Below are 15132 nucleotides of genomic sequence, written 5' to 3'. Positions count from 1 at the left end.
CAAGGCATGAATAGCCGACGGCTACTCACGTTTTAGGTTGATAAGCTCAACCGGGCATTTACCAAGCACAGAGCACTTGGCAACTAGCACCTTGCACACGCAAGGGACTGAGTTTTCTTTGGCCCCCTCGGGGGTTCAATCGACAGCGTGTCGATGCATGTGGCCATTCTCTCGGCCCGTTTTTCCAGCGTCAATTCAATTTCGGCGCTAATTTCCGGCGATTTTATGGCCTGAATTGGCCGCACAGGACGGATTCAACCTGATGCAATAGGGGGCACCATCCCCCTATGGAGTTTCCAACATGGCTGACCCGAAAACCCCTGCACGGAAGTACGCCTATTCGACCCCTTCCTTTCCCGGCCTGCTGCACCTGAATTCCGAGCAAGCCAAGCGCTTTGGCGGCACCGAGTTCGATAACGTGACCTCGGCCCTGTTCGTTATCGACGTGATGGCGCGCAAGCTGGCGCGGCGCCGAAAGAACTTCAACCACCAAGTGGTGGCCGATGCCGTATCCAAAACCATCGAAAAAATGCAGACGGAGGTCAGCAACGAGATCCTGCGTCTGGAGACCTTCCTCAAGAAGGAAGGCATCAGCCAGCGTCCGAACTACAGCAACCCGCTCGAGCGCAAATTCAACATATCTTCCCCGGAGGTGATGCGCCTCACCCATCTGCTCCAGGCGTTCGACACGCTGATCTCGCTCATCGATACCGCCTGGCTGGCGCAGAAGCTTGACAGTAATGAGGCCGCGGATTTCCGCGAGCGCAAGACCGACGACATGCGCAAGATGGTCAAGGCGCTCATCAAGCATGGGGCGGCGGCGCGCGCCATGGCCTATGCCAACAACGAGGTGGAGGTGCAGAAGGACATCGAAAAGGTGGAAGCCCAGGTGGCCGCCGACAGGCAGGAGCGCGAGGCCGCCGGTTTCGTGGAGCCGACCGGGGCGGACGAGGACGTGGCCGAGATAGCGGAGACGGCCGAATCCGCCGCGTGAGACGTGGCCCCCACAATAGAACGCCCCTGCGAGGGGCGTTTCGCGATCCAGCCGGCCCCAAGCAGGAGCATCTGATGGGATAACGCTCCTATGCAGAATATTCCTATACGTCAGAGCGCTGTCGACAGCCGCCACCACGCCAGCAGCAGCGGAAGAAAGCCAAACGCCAGGAAGGTCGAGCACAGCACGAGGCTCGCCACCTGCTCCGGAGAACGCCCGGCCCGCACGGCGAACAGGTAGTTGAATACCGCCACCGGCATGGCCGACTGCATGACCAGTACCCCCTGAGCCAAGGGAGATAACCCCAGCAGTAGGCCGACACCCCAGGCCACACCAGCCCCGCAGAGAAGTCGCAGCGCACCGAGCAGCATGCCTTGGCCAAGTTGGGGGGTGCGGATGCTCGCCAGCGACACGCCGAGTGTGACCAACATCAGCGGAATGGTCATGCCCCCGAGCAGTTGCACGGTATTGTCCAGCCAGCGTGGCAACTCAAGGTCCAGCAACAGGATCGGCAGGGCCACTCCGAGACTGATGATAATCGGATTGACCAACAGCTTTCTGAAGGACTGCTCGGCTCCGGAAAGCACCATGCCCAAGGTGAAGTGCCCTACCGAAAGCACCAGGAAAAAAGCCACCGCCAGCGCCAGCCCCTCCTCGCCAAAGGCATAGAGACTGATCGGCAGCCCCATGTTGCCTGAATTGGGAAACAGGTAGGCCGGCACCAGCACCTTCCAGTCATAGCGCAACAGTCGGCTGAGCAACAGACCGACCAATCCCATGCAGCAGGTCACTGCTACGCAGGCGGCCGCCATCTGACCGAAGGCCCGGGGGCGATCTCCGAATTGCTCAGAGTGGACAGCACCAGGCAGGGCGTGCCGATATTGAGAATCAGGCGAGTGACAAAGTCGGTGGGATAGACATGACCGAAGCGCACCCAGCCGTAACCGACACCCGCCACGATAAAGATGGGCGCCATCACGGCAAACAACTCAGCCAGCATGGGCCTTTTCCTTAACAAATCAATGGGAAGCCGCACATCCTAGCAGCTCAAGCCCCCTTTCCTTCTTTTAGCGCGTTGACTCGCTCGCCATGCTTGGCACTACGCCCATCGTCCGATACCGACTCTTGATCCAGCCCCGCTCTGGAGCCCGGCAAATCGACCCTAATTGGCCAATGCTCAAAATAGCATCTTTTTATCAGTATCTTGTCTTGTTCAAACAAAGACCTTGATGCTAATAAGGAAATACTCGACCTGCAATCAATGGCCTTGTTTCGGCATGCGGTAGAGGCATACTTTCCATTATTAATTATAAAACAAATGATATCTTGCCCCATCGGGATGCTTTTGAGCAGCAAGGAGCCGCTGTGAAAAGAGGGATATCTTTCTGCTTTTTGTGGGTTGTAAACCTTCTTTGCGGGCTTTTATACATCGCTCCCGCCTTTGCAGAGCCCTTGCAGTTCGCATTGCTTGCCAAGCGGATCGATCAACGCTTCTTCATTCAGACAGGCGAGGGGTGTGCTGAGGCGGCCCGGGCTCAGGGTGATGTCTGTATATTGTTGGGAGCATCCGGGCCACCCCACTTCCGCAAGCAAAACCAACTGCTGCAGCAGGCCCTCCATCGGGACTTGGATGGTATCGCCTTGGCAGTAACCCATTCTGAATGGCTGGCTGAGCATGCCCTGAAGCAGATGGGGCATATTCCATTGATCACTTTTAATACCGACTTTAACCCTACGGAGCAGCAACTGCGCCACAGCCATGTCGGTTTTGACAACCTGGCATTCGGCAAGCAACTGGGCAGACTTGCACAACGTCTCAGACCACAGGGCGGAAGACTCTGTGTACTAACCGGAAGCCTGCAGAACCCCCACCAGCAGGCGCGCCTGCAAGGGATTCGCTTGCAACTTGGCGCTATTTCAGAGCAGGGGGGCTCTGAGCGGCTGAGGGGGGAGAAGGGCTGGATCGAGCCAAGTCGCTGCCCGCTCGAGCGGGCCGAAACAACAGAACATGCGCTGCTCCAGTTCGCTACTCTGCTGAACACCAACCAATTTGATGCCATCATTAATATTGGCAGCTGGCCAATTGACCAGCCGGCCATATACCGTCAGCAGATTGGTCCGATCTTGGCTGAGCTTGATGGGAGGGGAACACGCCCGGTCATCATCATCGCCACCCCTGACCCGGACGCGGCACAACGAGCGCTGCTCGATGATGGTCTGGTTCAGGCCTATATTGGCTGGAACAGTTACGGGCTTGGCCGTCAAAGCTACCGGATGCTCAAGCGTCTGGTGCAAGGCCAAGCCGTCCCCGAGAGGGTACTTATCGACACTTTTAACATCTACTTGCCCCAGGCGCCGTCAAATACTCTGTGAAGTCTTAAATAGCCCTTCTTGAGCATAAGAAAAGTGTGTGATTTCCGATCATTGGTCAGGCATAAGGAGTGATCGAGCGTAACATTGTCGCCAGAGCAATGACGTTGTAGTTCGCATGGACTTGTCGTGAAAACCTTGCCTTTTTTCCTCCGTCTCTTCGCCATGGGCCTGCTTTGCGGAAGCTTTTTCATTGTTATTGCCCATGCCGAACCCTTGCAGTTCGCACTGGTTTCCAAGTGGATCAATCACCCTTTTTTCATCCAGGCCGGAAAGGGCTGTGCCGAGGCGGCCCAAGCCGAAGGCGATACCTGCCTGTTGCTGGGCCCTCCTGATTCGTCGCATTTCCGCCAGCAGAACGAAGCGCTGGAACAGGCCCTGACGATGGGACTGGACGGCCTTGCGTTGTCGGTGACCCATTCGGCATGGCTGGCCAATCATGCGCTGAAAAGTGTTGGCCAGACGCTGTTGATTACCTTCGATTCGGATCTCGGACCCAGCGAGCAGCATCTGCGCAGAGGTTACGTCGGACTCGACAACCTGGCTTTCGGCAGGCAGTTGGGCATGCTCGCCCAGCACTTCAAGCCACAGGGCGGGAAACTGTGCATCTTGAGTGGCAATCCACAGGACACTAACCACCAGGAGCGTATTCAGGGCCTTCGTCAGCAGCTGCGCGGCCAGGCCGAGCAAGGCGTAGCCGATCGGCTGGGCGGGGAGAAGGGCTGGAGCGAGTCGGAGCGGTGTCCTTTGTATAACACCGCCAACCAGAAAGATGCGTTGATGAAGCTCGCCACCCTGTTGTCCTCGAGCAACCAGGTCGACACCCTCATCAGCATCGGGAGCTGGCCGATTCATCAAGCCGAACTGTATCGTCAGCAAATCGGCCCGCTGCTTGCCAAGCAGGAAGAAAAGGCTGCCCGGCCGACCATCATCATCGCGACGCCAGAGCCCAATGCAGCACAACGCGCGCTCCTCGACGACGGCCTGATTCAGGCCTACCTGGGTATGAGCAGTCAAGAAATTGGCCGCCAGAGCTACCGGATGATGAAGCACCTGGCACAGGGCAAGCCTGTCCCCGAAAGAGTGCTCGTCAATAGCTATATCTATCTCTCTAACCCACTATCGGGTATTCGTATTAGTCGTTGAGCACTCGATGGCCTGGTAGACCTTCGACAACGAGGTGCCGCCCTTGAAGGCCATCGGTTTGCGGCATGGCAGCGCGAACAGGATGCCCAGCACTTGGCACAGCCAGATGTCCTTTTCCAGGATCTCGGCACGACGCCCCAGCACGGGCGCCAAGCCATGCAGCAGTTCTGCCTGCTCGGGCAGGGACAAGCCAAAGTAGTGCACGGAAGAGTCAGGCATGCGTGAGCTCGCCACGCTCGTAGCCGGTCAGGGCTTTCACCATCCAGGCAGGCATCGACGCCTTGGCCTCGCGCAGGGCTTGGAACTCGCTGGACGGCAGCTTCTCCGCAATGCGCTTGAATGTGCCGGGCGAGACCTGGTTTCGCCCCAAATACCAGAGCGCCGATAACGCCTGGCCCGCAGGCCGCCCCGCCAGTACCAGCTTGCGCGGGGCCACGTGCTGCAGCCGGACGATCATCTTGCCCAGCCGGATCGCGCGCGACGAACCCGTGGTGTAGAAGACCGCATGCGCCGGCATCTGCGTCGTGAAACCGAAACGCCGTGCGGCCTCTGCACCGTGGATCTCGATCGTCGCCCCTTCCGCCTCGGCCACGGTCTGCGCCACTCGCTCGGGGCAGGCAACGTCTTGATACCGAACCGGCCGACTTGGGGTACGACGTACAAGCCATGCCCAATGCGCTCGATGCTGCCGGCCTTGGCCAGCCGCATCAACGCCTGATCGATAGCCGCACGCGATCCCAGCCCTGCGAACAAGGCGGGTGTAAACGGTGCACCGGCCGGCTGGGCAGCGATACGTTCGCGAACGGCTTGGGATGTGCTCATCATGGTGGCCTCTATTTGTTAGATATTTTATAGAAAAATCTAACGTGCCTCAAACCGGCTGGCTGACCTGGTGTTGGCCCGCTCGCCATGCTTGCGCGCCGCCCAATACCCCTCCCTGATCCGCCCCCGCTCCAGGGCACGGCAGATCGACGCCACCTGGCTCCCCGTCAAGAGGGGCGTCTTCTTGCTCTGGATCTTGCGCAGCAAGGCCCAGGGACCAAATACCCGCGGGGGCCAGCCCGCCGGAAAGGTCGCCGAACCGCTCATCACCGCATAGTTGGAGATCTTCGAGGCATGCCCCCCGATCGCCTGCCGCACGGCCTTGATCGCCGCGTAGTTCTGCACCAGCGGATTCCGCACCCGGTTCTTTCGCCGACCGATGGTCTGCAGCCAAGTATTCGGCTCGGTGGGGTCGACAACGATCGAGCCTTTCAGGCAGCGGTTCTCGATCACGAAGAGGCCATAGCGCGACACCACGACATGATCGACCTGCGTCGGTTTGGCCTCGTCCCTTCCCGGATACAGGGCGTGGGTGAACACCCCGTATTCCGCACTCAGGCAGACCCTCAGCAGGAGGTTCACCTTGTACTCGCCCCACCAGCCGCGATAGGCCGGCCTTTCCAGCAGGCGAGCATGAGCGATCGCCCCCAACCCCAGGAAGAACACCACCAGCGGTAAATAAATCGCCAGGAAATCGGACATGAAATTTCTCCCTCACATCTTCGAGCAGCAGTCGGTCCAGCGCCAGATCAGGTACATCGCGTCGTTGCCCGTGCCGGGAACGTGCCGGCCGGGGCCGCCCTCCCAGGTCTGCGGGGGCTCGCCCAGCCACAGGGAGCGCTGGGTCTGCGACTTGGGCCAGAACTGCGTGAGCTTGTACTGGCTCTTGGGAATGGTCGGGTAGATCGAGGCCCGGCACAGGTTCTCGTCGCCCATCGTGCGCCGGGCCAGGCCCCGCCGGTGCTGCTGTGCCAGCAGCCGCGCGCTGAGCAGGGCCGTCGTGCGGTTCTGGTCCTGGCTGAAGACGCTGCCGGCCAGCGGATAAATGCTTCCCCAGGTGCCGGTGCACCACCACAGCGACTCCAGCGGCTCCTCCCGGGCAGTCACCAGGGCCGATTCGGCGGCGCAGGCGGCCTGAGCCACCGGGTTGGCCACCGCCGCGGATTCCGGATGCTGGAAGAAGGCCAGCGTGGCGTTGTTCCAGGTCGGGTCAATCTCGGTGAAACTGATGATGTCCAGGTCCAGGTAGCCGTCGGCATTACATTTGGTGGGGGTGTAGAGGTCGAGGATCTGCAGCAGCGGGAACGCATAGTAGTGGGTGTGGTAGAACGACCCGTCGTGCTGGCCGGTCATCGAGTGGTTGTCCGCGTTCAGCCGGCCATAGCTGCGCTTGTTGCCCAGCGGCAGCGTGGCGCCGCCCAGGGTGGGCGAGCAGCCCGGCGTCTTGACGGTCTCGACGATCCGCGCCGGCTCCCACATCGAGGTGGTGATGCCCGGCTTGTAGAGGCCGGAGCTGCCCTCCTCGCACAGGCAGAACACCTTGTCGGTCGCTCTGTCCGGGGCCGCGCCGGGCATGAACGGCACGCCGGCCACCCGGATGGGAAAGAGGCAGGCCCAGCAGATGTCGGTGAACAGCTTCGGGCCCAGCAGGGAGGAGTCCTCGCACAGGGGATCGGCCGCCTTCCCCGGCAGGGAAACGCTGCCGGTCAGGGCCGTCAGTACCGTGGCGGCGAACCATTTACTCCTGAACATCACGCACCTCCTTGGCTTGGACAGATTCGCGGGCAAACTCGCGCACCATGAAAACCTCTCCCTCGGCCGTGACGACCGAGGGCGCCTTCTGGATCTGGAAGCGGCGGGCCAGGTCGCCCGGCAGCAGGTACAGCGGGGCGTCGATCGCCTGCTGGGTGCGCTCGAACAGCGGCCAACCGGCGTCGGGCGGGATCTGTGTGGCCATGACGGTGACGGTCAGGCCGCGGCCGTGCGCGGCCCGCTCGCGCTGGGCCAGAGCCACCTGCCAGGGCTGGGTCGGGTCGATCACCACCAGCTTCTGATCGAAGGGCCGCAAACGCAGGGGATTGATTTTCCCGGCCCGGGCCACGACCTGGCCCTCGGCGTCGAGAATGTCCTGCGGTATCACCACCGAAGGATCGACCCGGCGGGTGGTGTTCTCGGTGGCGGCCGGCAGGGCATGGCCGGTGTGGACGTGCCAGAAGCGGTCGAGGGCGCGTTGCTTCATGGCCGTGAAATCCAGCCCCTCGATGCGCGCCCTGGCGACTTCCATCAGGTCGGGCTCGAGAATATCGCGGGGTGTCCCCAGCGTGCCGAGGTCGCCGGCGCGGCCCTGCTGCATCGCCTCCTCGACATAGGTCACCGCGTCGATACCCACGACCTTCGCCGCCAGCGACTCGTCGGGACGCTCGAACACCACCGCGGGCACCAGCTGGATGCCGTGGCGCCGGAACGCCAGCGGATCGAGCAGCACTGGCACCTGGCTCTCGGTCGCCTGGGTGAGCCGGTGCATCCGGGTCATTGCATCGACCATGCGCAGGCCGTCGGGGATGCCGCGAAACACCACCCCGACCCCGGGCTGGCCGTCGTAGCGGCGCAGGATGTCCTCGAGCGCCGCCTCGCCCAGCGACCACGAGACGAAGATCAGCGTCCGGAAGCCCTCGCCCAGCGGGTGCGGGCGCTCGGCGGGGGCCTCTTCGCGCGCGGGCAGATCCAGCGCCTCGTGCCGGGCCTGCGCGGCCTGCACCACCGTGTTGCGCGACAAGCCCTGCACCCACTCCAGCTCGCCCCGCTCGGTCAGGGCCCGGGCGCCCGCCCGTCCCTGCCGGGAGAGGTCGCTGGCCTGCTCCAGCAGCGCAGCCGGAAGATCGCTCGGCTTGTAGACATTGGCGCCCAGCGGATTGGCGGGGGCGGGATTATCCGAGGCGAAAACAACGCCGCCCAGAGACAGACCCGCCAGCGCCGCCGCCAGGGCGCTCACCCTCAGTGTCTTCACCATAGCGGGTAGGCCCTGCCGATGATCTGATGGGAGGCGACCGATCCCCAGTAGCGGGAGTCGAACGAATCGTTCGTGCGGCCGAAGAACCAGTAGCGGTCTGGCTCGATCACCCCCTGGCGCACGTAGCGCTGTGGATCGAAGCCATACTGGCGTGCGACCTGCAGGCCGGTGGCGATCACCTGGTCATTGATGCGGGTGCTTTCTTCCGTGACCGCCACCCGGTCGCCCGGCAGGCCGTCCAGCACCTTGACGAGGGTGGTGCCGTCCGCGAACAGCGGGCCGAGCCCCCGGGATTTGAAGGCGAACATAGCGCCCCGGGCCGGTTCGGTTTCGTACTTGTCGATGATCCAGACGCGGTACGGCGGCAGGCACAGCTCGGCCTGCCCGGCAATGGCCACGGAATAGCGCTGGGCCAGGGCGACCACGCCGGCGGCGACCAGCGCCGAGAACAGGGCGCCCTTGGCCAGGAAGCCGGCGCTGACACCGATCCGGCGTGGCTGGCGGGCACGCTCGACCTCGGCCATGGCCCGCTCGATTTTGGCCTGAATGGAGAAGGGGTTGCGCCGCTTCATCAGGCGACCTCCTCGGCGGGCGACAGGGTGATCCCCCGGTCCTCGAGCACCTGCAGGATCGCCTGCCGTTGCGGCATGCCGGCCTTGGTGTAGTTGCGCACCGCCTGCACGTCTTCCGGCGCGGTGGAGTACAGCAGCAGGGAGTAGGGATCCACGGTCAACCGGGCGATCCCGATCCCACGCGGCGTGATCATGAAAATCTCGGAGTAGTGCCCCTTGCTCGAGTGCACCGTCTTGAGGATGCGGTAGCCTCCCTCCCCCAGCGGCAGCCGCTTGTTCTCCTGGATGACGTTGATCGCCTCGGGCTTCTGGCCCAGCAGCAGGGTGAAGGCCGAGTTCTCGGCAATCGCCTGGCCGACCTTGTTCTGGTAGAGGTCGTTCACCCCCTGGGTGATGACGATGGCCGAGCCGCCGTATTTGCGGAAACGCCGGTAGCCGTGCTCGATGAACTCGCCGACGTTGCCCTGCGCCAGCAGGCTCCAGGCCTCGTCGATGATCACGATCTTCGGCCGGTCGCGCTCGCCCAGGTACATGTCCTGCTGGATCTGGTAGATCAGCTGCAGCAACACCACCTGTTGCAAATGCTGGCGGCCCTTGAGTTCTTCCAGCTCCAGCACGGTGAAGGGGTTCTGGAAGTTAAGGTTGTTCTTGCCGTTGAAGTAGCGCCCGTACTGGCCCTTGCGGGTGAACGGGTACAGCTGGTGGCCGATGTCCTTGATGCGCTGGTCTTCGTCGTCCGCCAGCAGCGCGGTGGCGATGTCGTCCACGGTCAGTTCGTGCCCCTTCTGCTCCCAGCAGGCGGTCAGAATCCGCTTCAGGCCCGAGGTCTGGAAGTCGACCAGCGGGACGGTCGGCGCCGCCATGGCGGTCAGCAGGCCGATCAGCACGTCCTCCTCGTCGCTGAAATCCTTCACCAGCTCGAAGGGGTTGAGGCAGATCTTGGAGTCGTGGTCGAAGCGGGCGAAATCGCCCTGGAAGGCTTCGGCGAGCTTGAGGTAGGACAGGCCCACGTCGATCACCCAGACCTTGGCGCCGATGCCCAGATAGGAGGTGACCAAGTAGTTGGTCAGGAAGGATTTGCCCGAGCCGGACTGCGCGGCGATCGTGGCGTTGTAGTTGGTGTCGGAGTCGTACAGGTCGAAGGTCACCGGCTGGCCGTTGCGCGAGATGAACGGCGCGACCGGGGTGCCGGTGCCCTTCCAGTCGCCATAGATCGGCAAAATCGGCAGGGCCTGGTTCAGGCTCAGGGTGCGGTAGCGGAACAGATCGCGGATGGCGTCCGCGTCCGCGCACAGGGGCAGGGCGTTGATGAACACCGGCAGCAGGCAGAACTTGTCCTCCATGAGGGTGAAGTTCTGCGTGGCGAAATGGGTCTTGGCGTTCGAGGTCGCCTGGACCAGCTCCTCGCGGTTCTTGCCGAACACCACGACCGTCATGTTGGCCTGGACGTTGTGGGCGCCCCGGTCCAGATCCTCGAACAAGACATCGTAGGCCTCCTTGCGCTTGAGCAGCATGGGGACGAACTTGACCATCGGGCCGCTGCACTGGTTGATCGCCCACTGCCGGCGCTTGGTGAGCTTGTCCTTGGTCTCCAGCTGTGGCGGAAAGTAGAGGGTCATGGTGATCACGCAGTTGCCGCGCAGCCCGCCGCGCTGCGAGAGGAGGTCGGCCAGATACTGGGTGGCATCGCCCTGCCACATGATGTCCGGGTAGCGCTTCACCGAGAGGGTCTTGGCGAAGCAGTCGTCGCCGAGCTGGAGGTGGTCCTTGCGCACGTCGAGGCTGCGGTTGTAGTCCAGCAGCTGCTCGTTGATCGGCTTGTCCAGGTCGGCCTTGATGTCGGGGTCCAGGCGCCAGGAGGCGTCGGGGCCCTGGTTGAGCACCGAGGAGAAAATTTCCTTGTAGGCGTGGTTGGTCAAGGCGACCGGCGCCAGGCCGCAGCTCTCCAGCGCGGCCCCCAGTCCATCGGACAGCTCGCGGGCCATGGCGCCTTCGCTGTCGCTGGGCAAGGCCTCCTTGATCGGCAGGGTGATCGCGATGACCAGCTTCTGGTCGCGGATCTTCACCCCGGAGACGCTATCCACCGGGCGCAAGGTGCGCTCGGCGAAATACTCGGCCCGGGCCTGGGTCGCCGTGGCCAGCAGTTCCAGGGTGTCCTGGTCCACGGCGAAGCGACCGGACTCGCGGGCGACCTGGCGCAGCTTCAGGTAGCCGGTCCTGACCCGGTTGATGTTCTCCGTGCAGATCAGGCTGAACTGGATGGTGGAGCCCTCTGGCCACTCCAGGGCCAGGCCCGCCTTCAGGCGATCGCCTTCGTCGCCGTTGCTCCCGGCCAGGGGGCACACAGGAAGCCGAAGCCGATCCGCTTGCCTTCGAGCTGGAACAGCGCCTGGTCGGGGTCGTAGGCCAGGACGCCGACCAGCTTGGACAGGCGTGGAATATGGGTCATCAGTTTGGACAGCATGGGGGGACTCCTTCAGTTCGACGAACGGGCTTCGATCCAGGCGCGCAGGCCTTCGGCCGGCTTGCCCTCGCGGGTCAGGCCGTCGTCGCGGATGAGGTAGGGAACGTTGCGGGCACCGAGAAACTGGGCGGTGAGGCGGCGCTTGCCGATCACCTCCAGATCGCACGCCCCGTCGGGCTTCTGCGCCAGGGGCGTATCCAGATCGCCGGCCACCGTTGCCTGCCAGGCCGCCGCCGGATCCTCGGCGCAGTGCAGCTCCTGAGTGCGGCGGGCGCTGCGCGGGGTCAGGATCGGCAGCATCAGCACATCCAGGCGGTAGCCCTCGGGCAGGCCGGTGCGCGCCTCCTGCATGAGCTCCTTGCAGTAGGTGCAGGCCGGATCGGCGAACAGGGTGACGGCCTTGTCGCCGTGCCCGATGCGCAGCGGCGCCAGATCGCCGAAGCCCAGGTGGGTCTTGTCGACGGGCACGTACCGGACCGCATGGCGAACGTCCGCCAGGGTCTTCAGCTCCTTCTGGGCCCACACGTCGTAGACGGAGCCCTGGATGATGAAGCGGCCGGTGTCGGTCATGACGGCGAACTTGCCGTTCTTCTCGATGGCGAAGACGGCCGTGGCGGGCAACAGGACGAGGCTGTCGGAGTCGATCCAGGAGGGCTGGGAAGGCTGGGCGAAAGCGGCTCCGGCGAGGAGCAGAGGGAAAGAAAAGCGGCGGAACAGAGAGGTTGACGCATGGGGGTTATCTCCTGAGGAAGTCCCCTCAGGCTATAAAGTCGGGACAAAAAAAAGCCCCTTTTCCGGCGATTTTATGGCCTGAAAGGGAGGCGAAAAAAAGCGCTGGCTTACATGCCGACGGGCAGCGCCAGCAGGGCTTCGGCAGCCTTGACGGAGGCCGGGACGGTGGCGGTCATGATCGACTCGATGATGTCCGGCGCGGCGTACAGGCCCACACCGCCGCCCACGCCGACGACGAAGGACATCAAAGACTGACGCAGAACGCCGGCGCCGATGCCGGTGAGGATCATCATGCCGACCAGTACGCGGCCGAGGGTGCCTTGCATCCAGTCGGTGATGGTGGTCCAGACGCTGTCGAAGGTGGTCGATCCGGTACCGGCCATGACGGCGCCGGCAGCGATCATCAGAGCAACGAGGGAGATGGCTTGAACATGGGATTTGTTGATGGCTTGCATGGTTTTTCACTCCTGAGGTGGGAAGCGCGTGACTGCGCTGGGGAGTGATTTTTCAGAGTTCGAGGGGGCTTGTGCGGCGCTATCGAGCCACTTTTTTGCCGGAAATTAGGAAAAACGGGGGTTTTTCCAAACTTTTTTAGTGCCTCGGGCGGTAGCGGAATTGAGGTGTCCACTTGGCATCACGCCTTACGCCATTTGGCGGTATAATTTTGCCAAATGGCGTAACGTGGAGGCGACACAACGATGGCTACCCCGAAGCAAGCCGGCCCCGCCAGGCCCAGGACCCGACCAGGCCGCTGCAGCTGTTGTTCGGCAGCAAACCGCCAAAGGCCCGCACAGCGTTCGAACTCCACGAGCTGATCGAGAAGGGTTTTCCCTCGGAGACGGTGATCGCCCTCATGCAGAGCGTCGGCCTGCTCAAGGACCGGCAGGTCTTCGCCAAGGTGATCGGCATGTCGGAGCGAACCTTCCAGCGGCGCATCAAGCACCCCGAGCCGCTGTCGGCCGAGCAAAGCAGCCGTGCCTGGTGCTTTGCCGAGGTGCTGAGCAAGGCGGAAGAGGTGTTGGGCGATCGCCAGGAGGCCGCGAAGTGGATGGTGACGCCGGCCATGGGCCTCGAGGGGCGTGCGCCCATCGACCTGCTCACGACCCAGGTCGGCTTCGAGCTGGTCGAGGACTTTCTGACCCGTCTGCAGTACGGGGTCTACTCGTGACTGCTCCCCGCCCTATCGGGCGAGGCTTCCCACTTCTCAGGCTGCAACCGGCGACACACCGGATTTATGCAAGCCTCGATGGGCAGAGACGGACAGTCCTTCCGCCTTCAACTTCAAAATGCCTTGTCGCTTGATGTTCAGGGCAGCATTGATGTCACGGTCATGAGGGGTGCCACAATCGGCACACTGCCATGCACGGACACCCAGCGGCATCGACTCTGCCTTGTAGCCGCATACGTGGCAGGTCTTCGAGCTGGCGAACCACGGGTCGATCCTGGCCAGGTGTCTGCCCTGCACCTTGGCCTTGTACTCCAGCTTGATCAGCAGAGAGTGCCATGCGGCATCGGCAATGTGTTTGGCCAGCTTGCCGTTTTTCAGCATGTTCTTGACTTGCAGGGTCTCGACGATCACCGCTTGGTTGTCGCCAACAATCGTGTGAGACAGCTTGTGCTGGAAGTCATTTCTGGCGTTGGCCACGCGCTCATGGGCCTTGGCCAGCTTGAGGCGGGCTTTCGCCCGATTGGCACTGCCCTTCCGGCAGCGCGACAGCGCCTTCTGCTTGCGCCGAAGGTTCGCCCTGGCACGCCTGAGAAAGCGCGGGTTGTCGATCTTGGCACCGTTGGAGTCGATCAGCAGGTGGGTCAGGCCCACATCGAGACCCAGCACCTTGCCTGCGTCGAGCGTCGTCAGCGGCGCCGGGGCTGCCTCACCGGTATCAACCAGGAGGGAAGCGTAGTACTGGCCGGTAACGGTGCGGGTCAGCGTGATGCTTTTCAGCTTGCCGCCCTGGGGCCGATGAATCCGCGCCTTGATCGGCCCCAGCTTGGGCACCTTGATCCAGTCGTCACGACCTTCACCCCCACGCAGTGATAGCTGGACTGCTTGCCGCGTTTGCTCTTGAAGCGCGGATACCGGGCCTTGAGCCTGGGGTTGAAGAAGTTCTGGAAGGCCTTGTCGAGGTTGAGGCACGCCTGTTGGAGCGCCATCGAATCCGCCTCTTTCAGCCAGCCGTACTTCCGGGAGGTCTTGGCGACCGGCAGCAGCTTCTTGATGTCGTGCCTGGCACTCAGGGACTGGCCGTGGTGCTTGTAGCGGTGGGACAGGATGAGAAGAGCGCTGTTGTACACGAACCGCACGGCACCGAACTGGCGATGGAGAAACTCCGCCTGTTCGGTGGTCGGGTAGAGGCGTACCTTGGTGGCCTTCAGCATGAATCACACCAGAAAGCTGGATAAATATATAGTATTCAGCCCAACGGCTCCGTCAACCCTTGCGTCCCTCAGGCGTGCCGTGCACGCCCCGCTTTCCTCCCCGCCCGAATGGGCGAGGGTTCTCGCGGATTTTTGCTGATGGCGGCAGTACCCTGGAGCGGGGAGGCCTACCTCTGGCGGCTGGACAGAAAAGAGCATGCGGACAGCTGGAACAGCGGCATCGGGGCCGAATTGGGCGGTGGCCGCTGGAACTCGAAAGGCGTCAGGGCGGTATATGCGTCCACCGATCCTTCGACGGCGATCCTCGAGGTGGCGGTACACAAGGGCTTCCGGGCACTCGACACGGTGCCGCATGTGCTTACGGCCGCGCGCCTACTCGACCCCTCCCGGATCTATCGGGTCGACCCCGAGGAGGTGCCAAACCCCAACTGGCTGATTCCCGGCACGCCCAGCCTTGATCAACAACGGTTCGGCGATGAGTTGCTGGCGCAACACCCCTTCGTCCTGATCCCCTCGACCGTATCCCGCTACAGCTGGAACATCGTGATGAATCCCGCGCTGGCGGAAGGGCTGTACGAGCCAGTCCTGCAGGAGCGTTTTGCCCTCGATACCCGTCTCAATCCTCCCGTCCGCTGAGCCAAAA

At 62.7% G+C, this 15132-nt stretch carries 14 protein-coding genes and 3 pseudogenes; 5 read left to right on the top strand and 12 right to left on the bottom strand.

Annotated elements, in window-relative coordinates:
* Positions 1-301: 301 nt before the first annotated feature.
* Positions 302-994, top strand: coding sequence for a hypothetical protein (locus Atro_RS23240; protein WP_497927806.1), 693 nt, complete (start codon positions 302-304; stop codon positions 992-994).
* Positions 995-1104: 110 nt separating this feature from the next.
* On the opposite strand, the pseudogene Atro_RS23235 reads toward Atro_RS23240, so the two are convergent.
* Positions 1105-1994, bottom strand: a pseudogene (locus Atro_RS23235) (AEC family transporter).
* Between the two features lie 452 nt (positions 1995-2446).
* Between Atro_RS23235 and Atro_RS23230 the strand changes: the two are divergent.
* Together Atro_RS23230 and Atro_RS23225 are read left to right on the top strand one after the other, a co-directional pair.
* A complete protein-coding gene (locus tag Atro_RS23230) occupies positions 2447-3367 on the top strand; it encodes a substrate-binding domain-containing protein (RefSeq protein WP_497927805.1) in 921 nt (306 codons plus the stop codon).
* A gap of 126 nt (positions 3368-3493) precedes the next feature.
* A complete protein-coding gene (locus tag Atro_RS23225; RefSeq protein ID WP_497927804.1) occupies positions 3494-4510 on the top strand; it encodes a substrate-binding domain-containing protein in 1017 nt (338 codons plus the stop codon).
* Here the strand turns inward: Atro_RS23225 and Atro_RS23220 are convergent.
* The 10 genes and pseudogenes from Atro_RS23220 to traA form a co-directional block, all read right to left on the bottom strand.
* Complete coding sequence (locus Atro_RS23220; RefSeq protein ID WP_497927803.1) at positions 4484-4729, bottom strand: hypothetical protein; 246 nt, start codon at positions 4727-4729, stop codon at positions 4484-4486. The genes Atro_RS23225 and Atro_RS23220 overlap by 27 nt on opposite strands.
* Positions 4722-5332, bottom strand: a pseudogene (locus tag Atro_RS23215) (DUF6088 family protein). The gene Atro_RS23220 and the pseudogene Atro_RS23215 overlap by 8 nt, the downstream one beginning before the upstream one ends.
* A gap of 39 nt (positions 5333-5371) precedes the next feature.
* On the bottom strand, positions 5372-6034 hold the full coding sequence (locus Atro_RS23210) for a nuclease-related domain-containing protein (protein ID WP_497927802.1): 663 nt from the start codon (positions 6032-6034) through the stop codon (positions 5372-5374).
* Between the two features lie 12 nt (positions 6035-6046).
* Positions 6047-7084, bottom strand: coding sequence for a TraU family protein (locus Atro_RS23205; RefSeq protein ID WP_497927801.1), 1038 nt, complete (start codon positions 7082-7084; stop codon positions 6047-6049).
* Positions 7071-8342: a TrbC family F-type conjugative pilus assembly protein gene (locus tag Atro_RS23200; protein ID WP_497927800.1), complete on the bottom strand. Its 1272-nt coding sequence runs from the start codon at positions 8340-8342 to the stop codon at positions 7071-7073. Before Atro_RS23200 ends, Atro_RS23205 begins: the two co-directional genes overlap by 14 nt.
* The gene (locus Atro_RS23195; RefSeq protein WP_497927799.1) at positions 8336-8914 is read right to left on the bottom strand and encodes a S26 family signal peptidase; all 579 of its coding nucleotides are present in this window, start codon (positions 8912-8914) and stop codon (positions 8336-8338) included. The genes Atro_RS23200 and Atro_RS23195 overlap by 7 nt, the downstream gene beginning before the upstream one ends.
* Positions 8914-11259 carry a type IV secretion system protein TraC gene (gene traC, locus Atro_RS23190; protein WP_497927798.1) on the bottom strand — a complete coding sequence of 782 codons (2346 nt, stop codon included), beginning with the start codon at positions 11257-11259 and terminating at the stop codon, positions 8914-8916. Before traC ends, Atro_RS23195 begins: the two co-directional genes overlap by 1 nt.
* Positions 11214-11378: a hypothetical protein gene (locus tag Atro_RS23185; RefSeq protein WP_497927797.1), complete on the bottom strand. Its 165-nt coding sequence runs from the start codon at positions 11376-11378 to the stop codon at positions 11214-11216. Before Atro_RS23185 ends, traC begins: the two co-directional genes overlap by 46 nt.
* A gap of 12 nt (positions 11379-11390) precedes the next feature.
* A complete protein-coding gene (locus Atro_RS23180; RefSeq protein WP_497927796.1) occupies positions 11391-11999 on the bottom strand; it encodes a DsbC family protein in 609 nt (202 codons plus the stop codon).
* 218 nt (positions 12000-12217) lie between these two features.
* A complete protein-coding gene (gene traA / locus Atro_RS23175) occupies positions 12218-12565 on the bottom strand; it encodes a TraA family conjugative transfer protein (RefSeq protein ID WP_497927795.1) in 348 nt (115 codons plus the stop codon).
* Positions 12566-12870: 305 nt separating this feature from the next.
* Between traA and Atro_RS23170 the strand changes: the two genes are divergently transcribed.
* Positions 12871-13278 carry an Xre family toxin-antitoxin system antitoxin gene (locus Atro_RS23170; RefSeq protein ID WP_497927794.1) on the top strand — a complete coding sequence of 136 codons (408 nt, stop codon included), beginning with the start codon at positions 12871-12873 and terminating at the stop codon, positions 13276-13278.
* A 36-nt stretch (positions 13279-13314) separates the two neighbouring features.
* Here Atro_RS23170 and Atro_RS23165 read toward each other — a convergent pair.
* A pseudogene (locus Atro_RS23165) lies at positions 13315-14489 on the bottom strand (RNA-guided endonuclease InsQ/TnpB family protein).
* A gap of 138 nt (positions 14490-14627) precedes the next feature.
* Here Atro_RS23165 and Atro_RS23160 point away from each other — a divergent pair.
* Entirely contained in the window at positions 14628-15125 is a 498-nt protein-coding gene (locus tag Atro_RS23160; RefSeq protein WP_497927793.1) for an RES family NAD+ phosphorylase, read from the top strand.
* Positions 15126-15132: the final 7 nt, after the last annotated feature.

It is taken from the genome of Azotobacter tropicalis (assembly GCF_059739045.1).
Note: the sequence above shows the minus strand (reverse complement) of the source record. Positions and strands in the feature narration are given on the sequence as shown.

What these genes read in the sequence shown, in the direction of transcription:
- Atro_RS23220 (WP_497927803.1), bottom strand. Translation starts at nt 4,729, where the DNA reads ATGCCTGACTCTTCCGTGCACTACTTTGGCTTGTCCCTGCCCGAGCAG.
- Atro_RS23210 (WP_497927802.1), bottom strand. Translation starts at nt 6,034, where the DNA reads ATGTCCGATTTCCTGGCGATTTATTTACCGCTGGTGGTGTTCTTCCTG.
- Atro_RS23240 (WP_497927806.1), top strand. Translation starts at nt 302, where the DNA reads ATGGCTGACCCGAAAACCCCTGCACGGAAGTACGCCTATTCGACCCCT.
- Atro_RS23200 (WP_497927800.1), bottom strand. Translation starts at nt 8,342, where the DNA reads ATGGTGAAGACACTGAGGGTGAGCGCCCTGGCGGCGGCGCTGGCGGGT.
- Atro_RS23205 (WP_497927801.1), bottom strand. Translation starts at nt 7,084, where the DNA reads ATGTTCAGGAGTAAATGGTTCGCCGCCACGGTACTGACGGCCCTGACC.
- Atro_RS23195 (WP_497927799.1), bottom strand. Translation starts at nt 8,914, where the DNA reads ATGAAGCGGCGCAACCCCTTCTCCATTCAGGCCAAAATCGAGCGGGCC.
- traA (WP_497927795.1), bottom strand. Translation starts at nt 12,565, where the DNA reads ATGCAAGCCATCAACAAATCCCATGTTCAAGCCATCTCCCTCGTTGCT.
- Atro_RS23185 (WP_497927797.1), bottom strand. Translation starts at nt 11,378, where the DNA reads ATGCTGTCCAAACTGATGACCCATATTCCACGCCTGTCCAAGCTGGTC.
- Atro_RS23160 (WP_497927793.1), top strand. Translation starts at nt 14,628, where the DNA reads ATGGCGGCAGTACCCTGGAGCGGGGAGGCCTACCTCTGGCGGCTGGAC.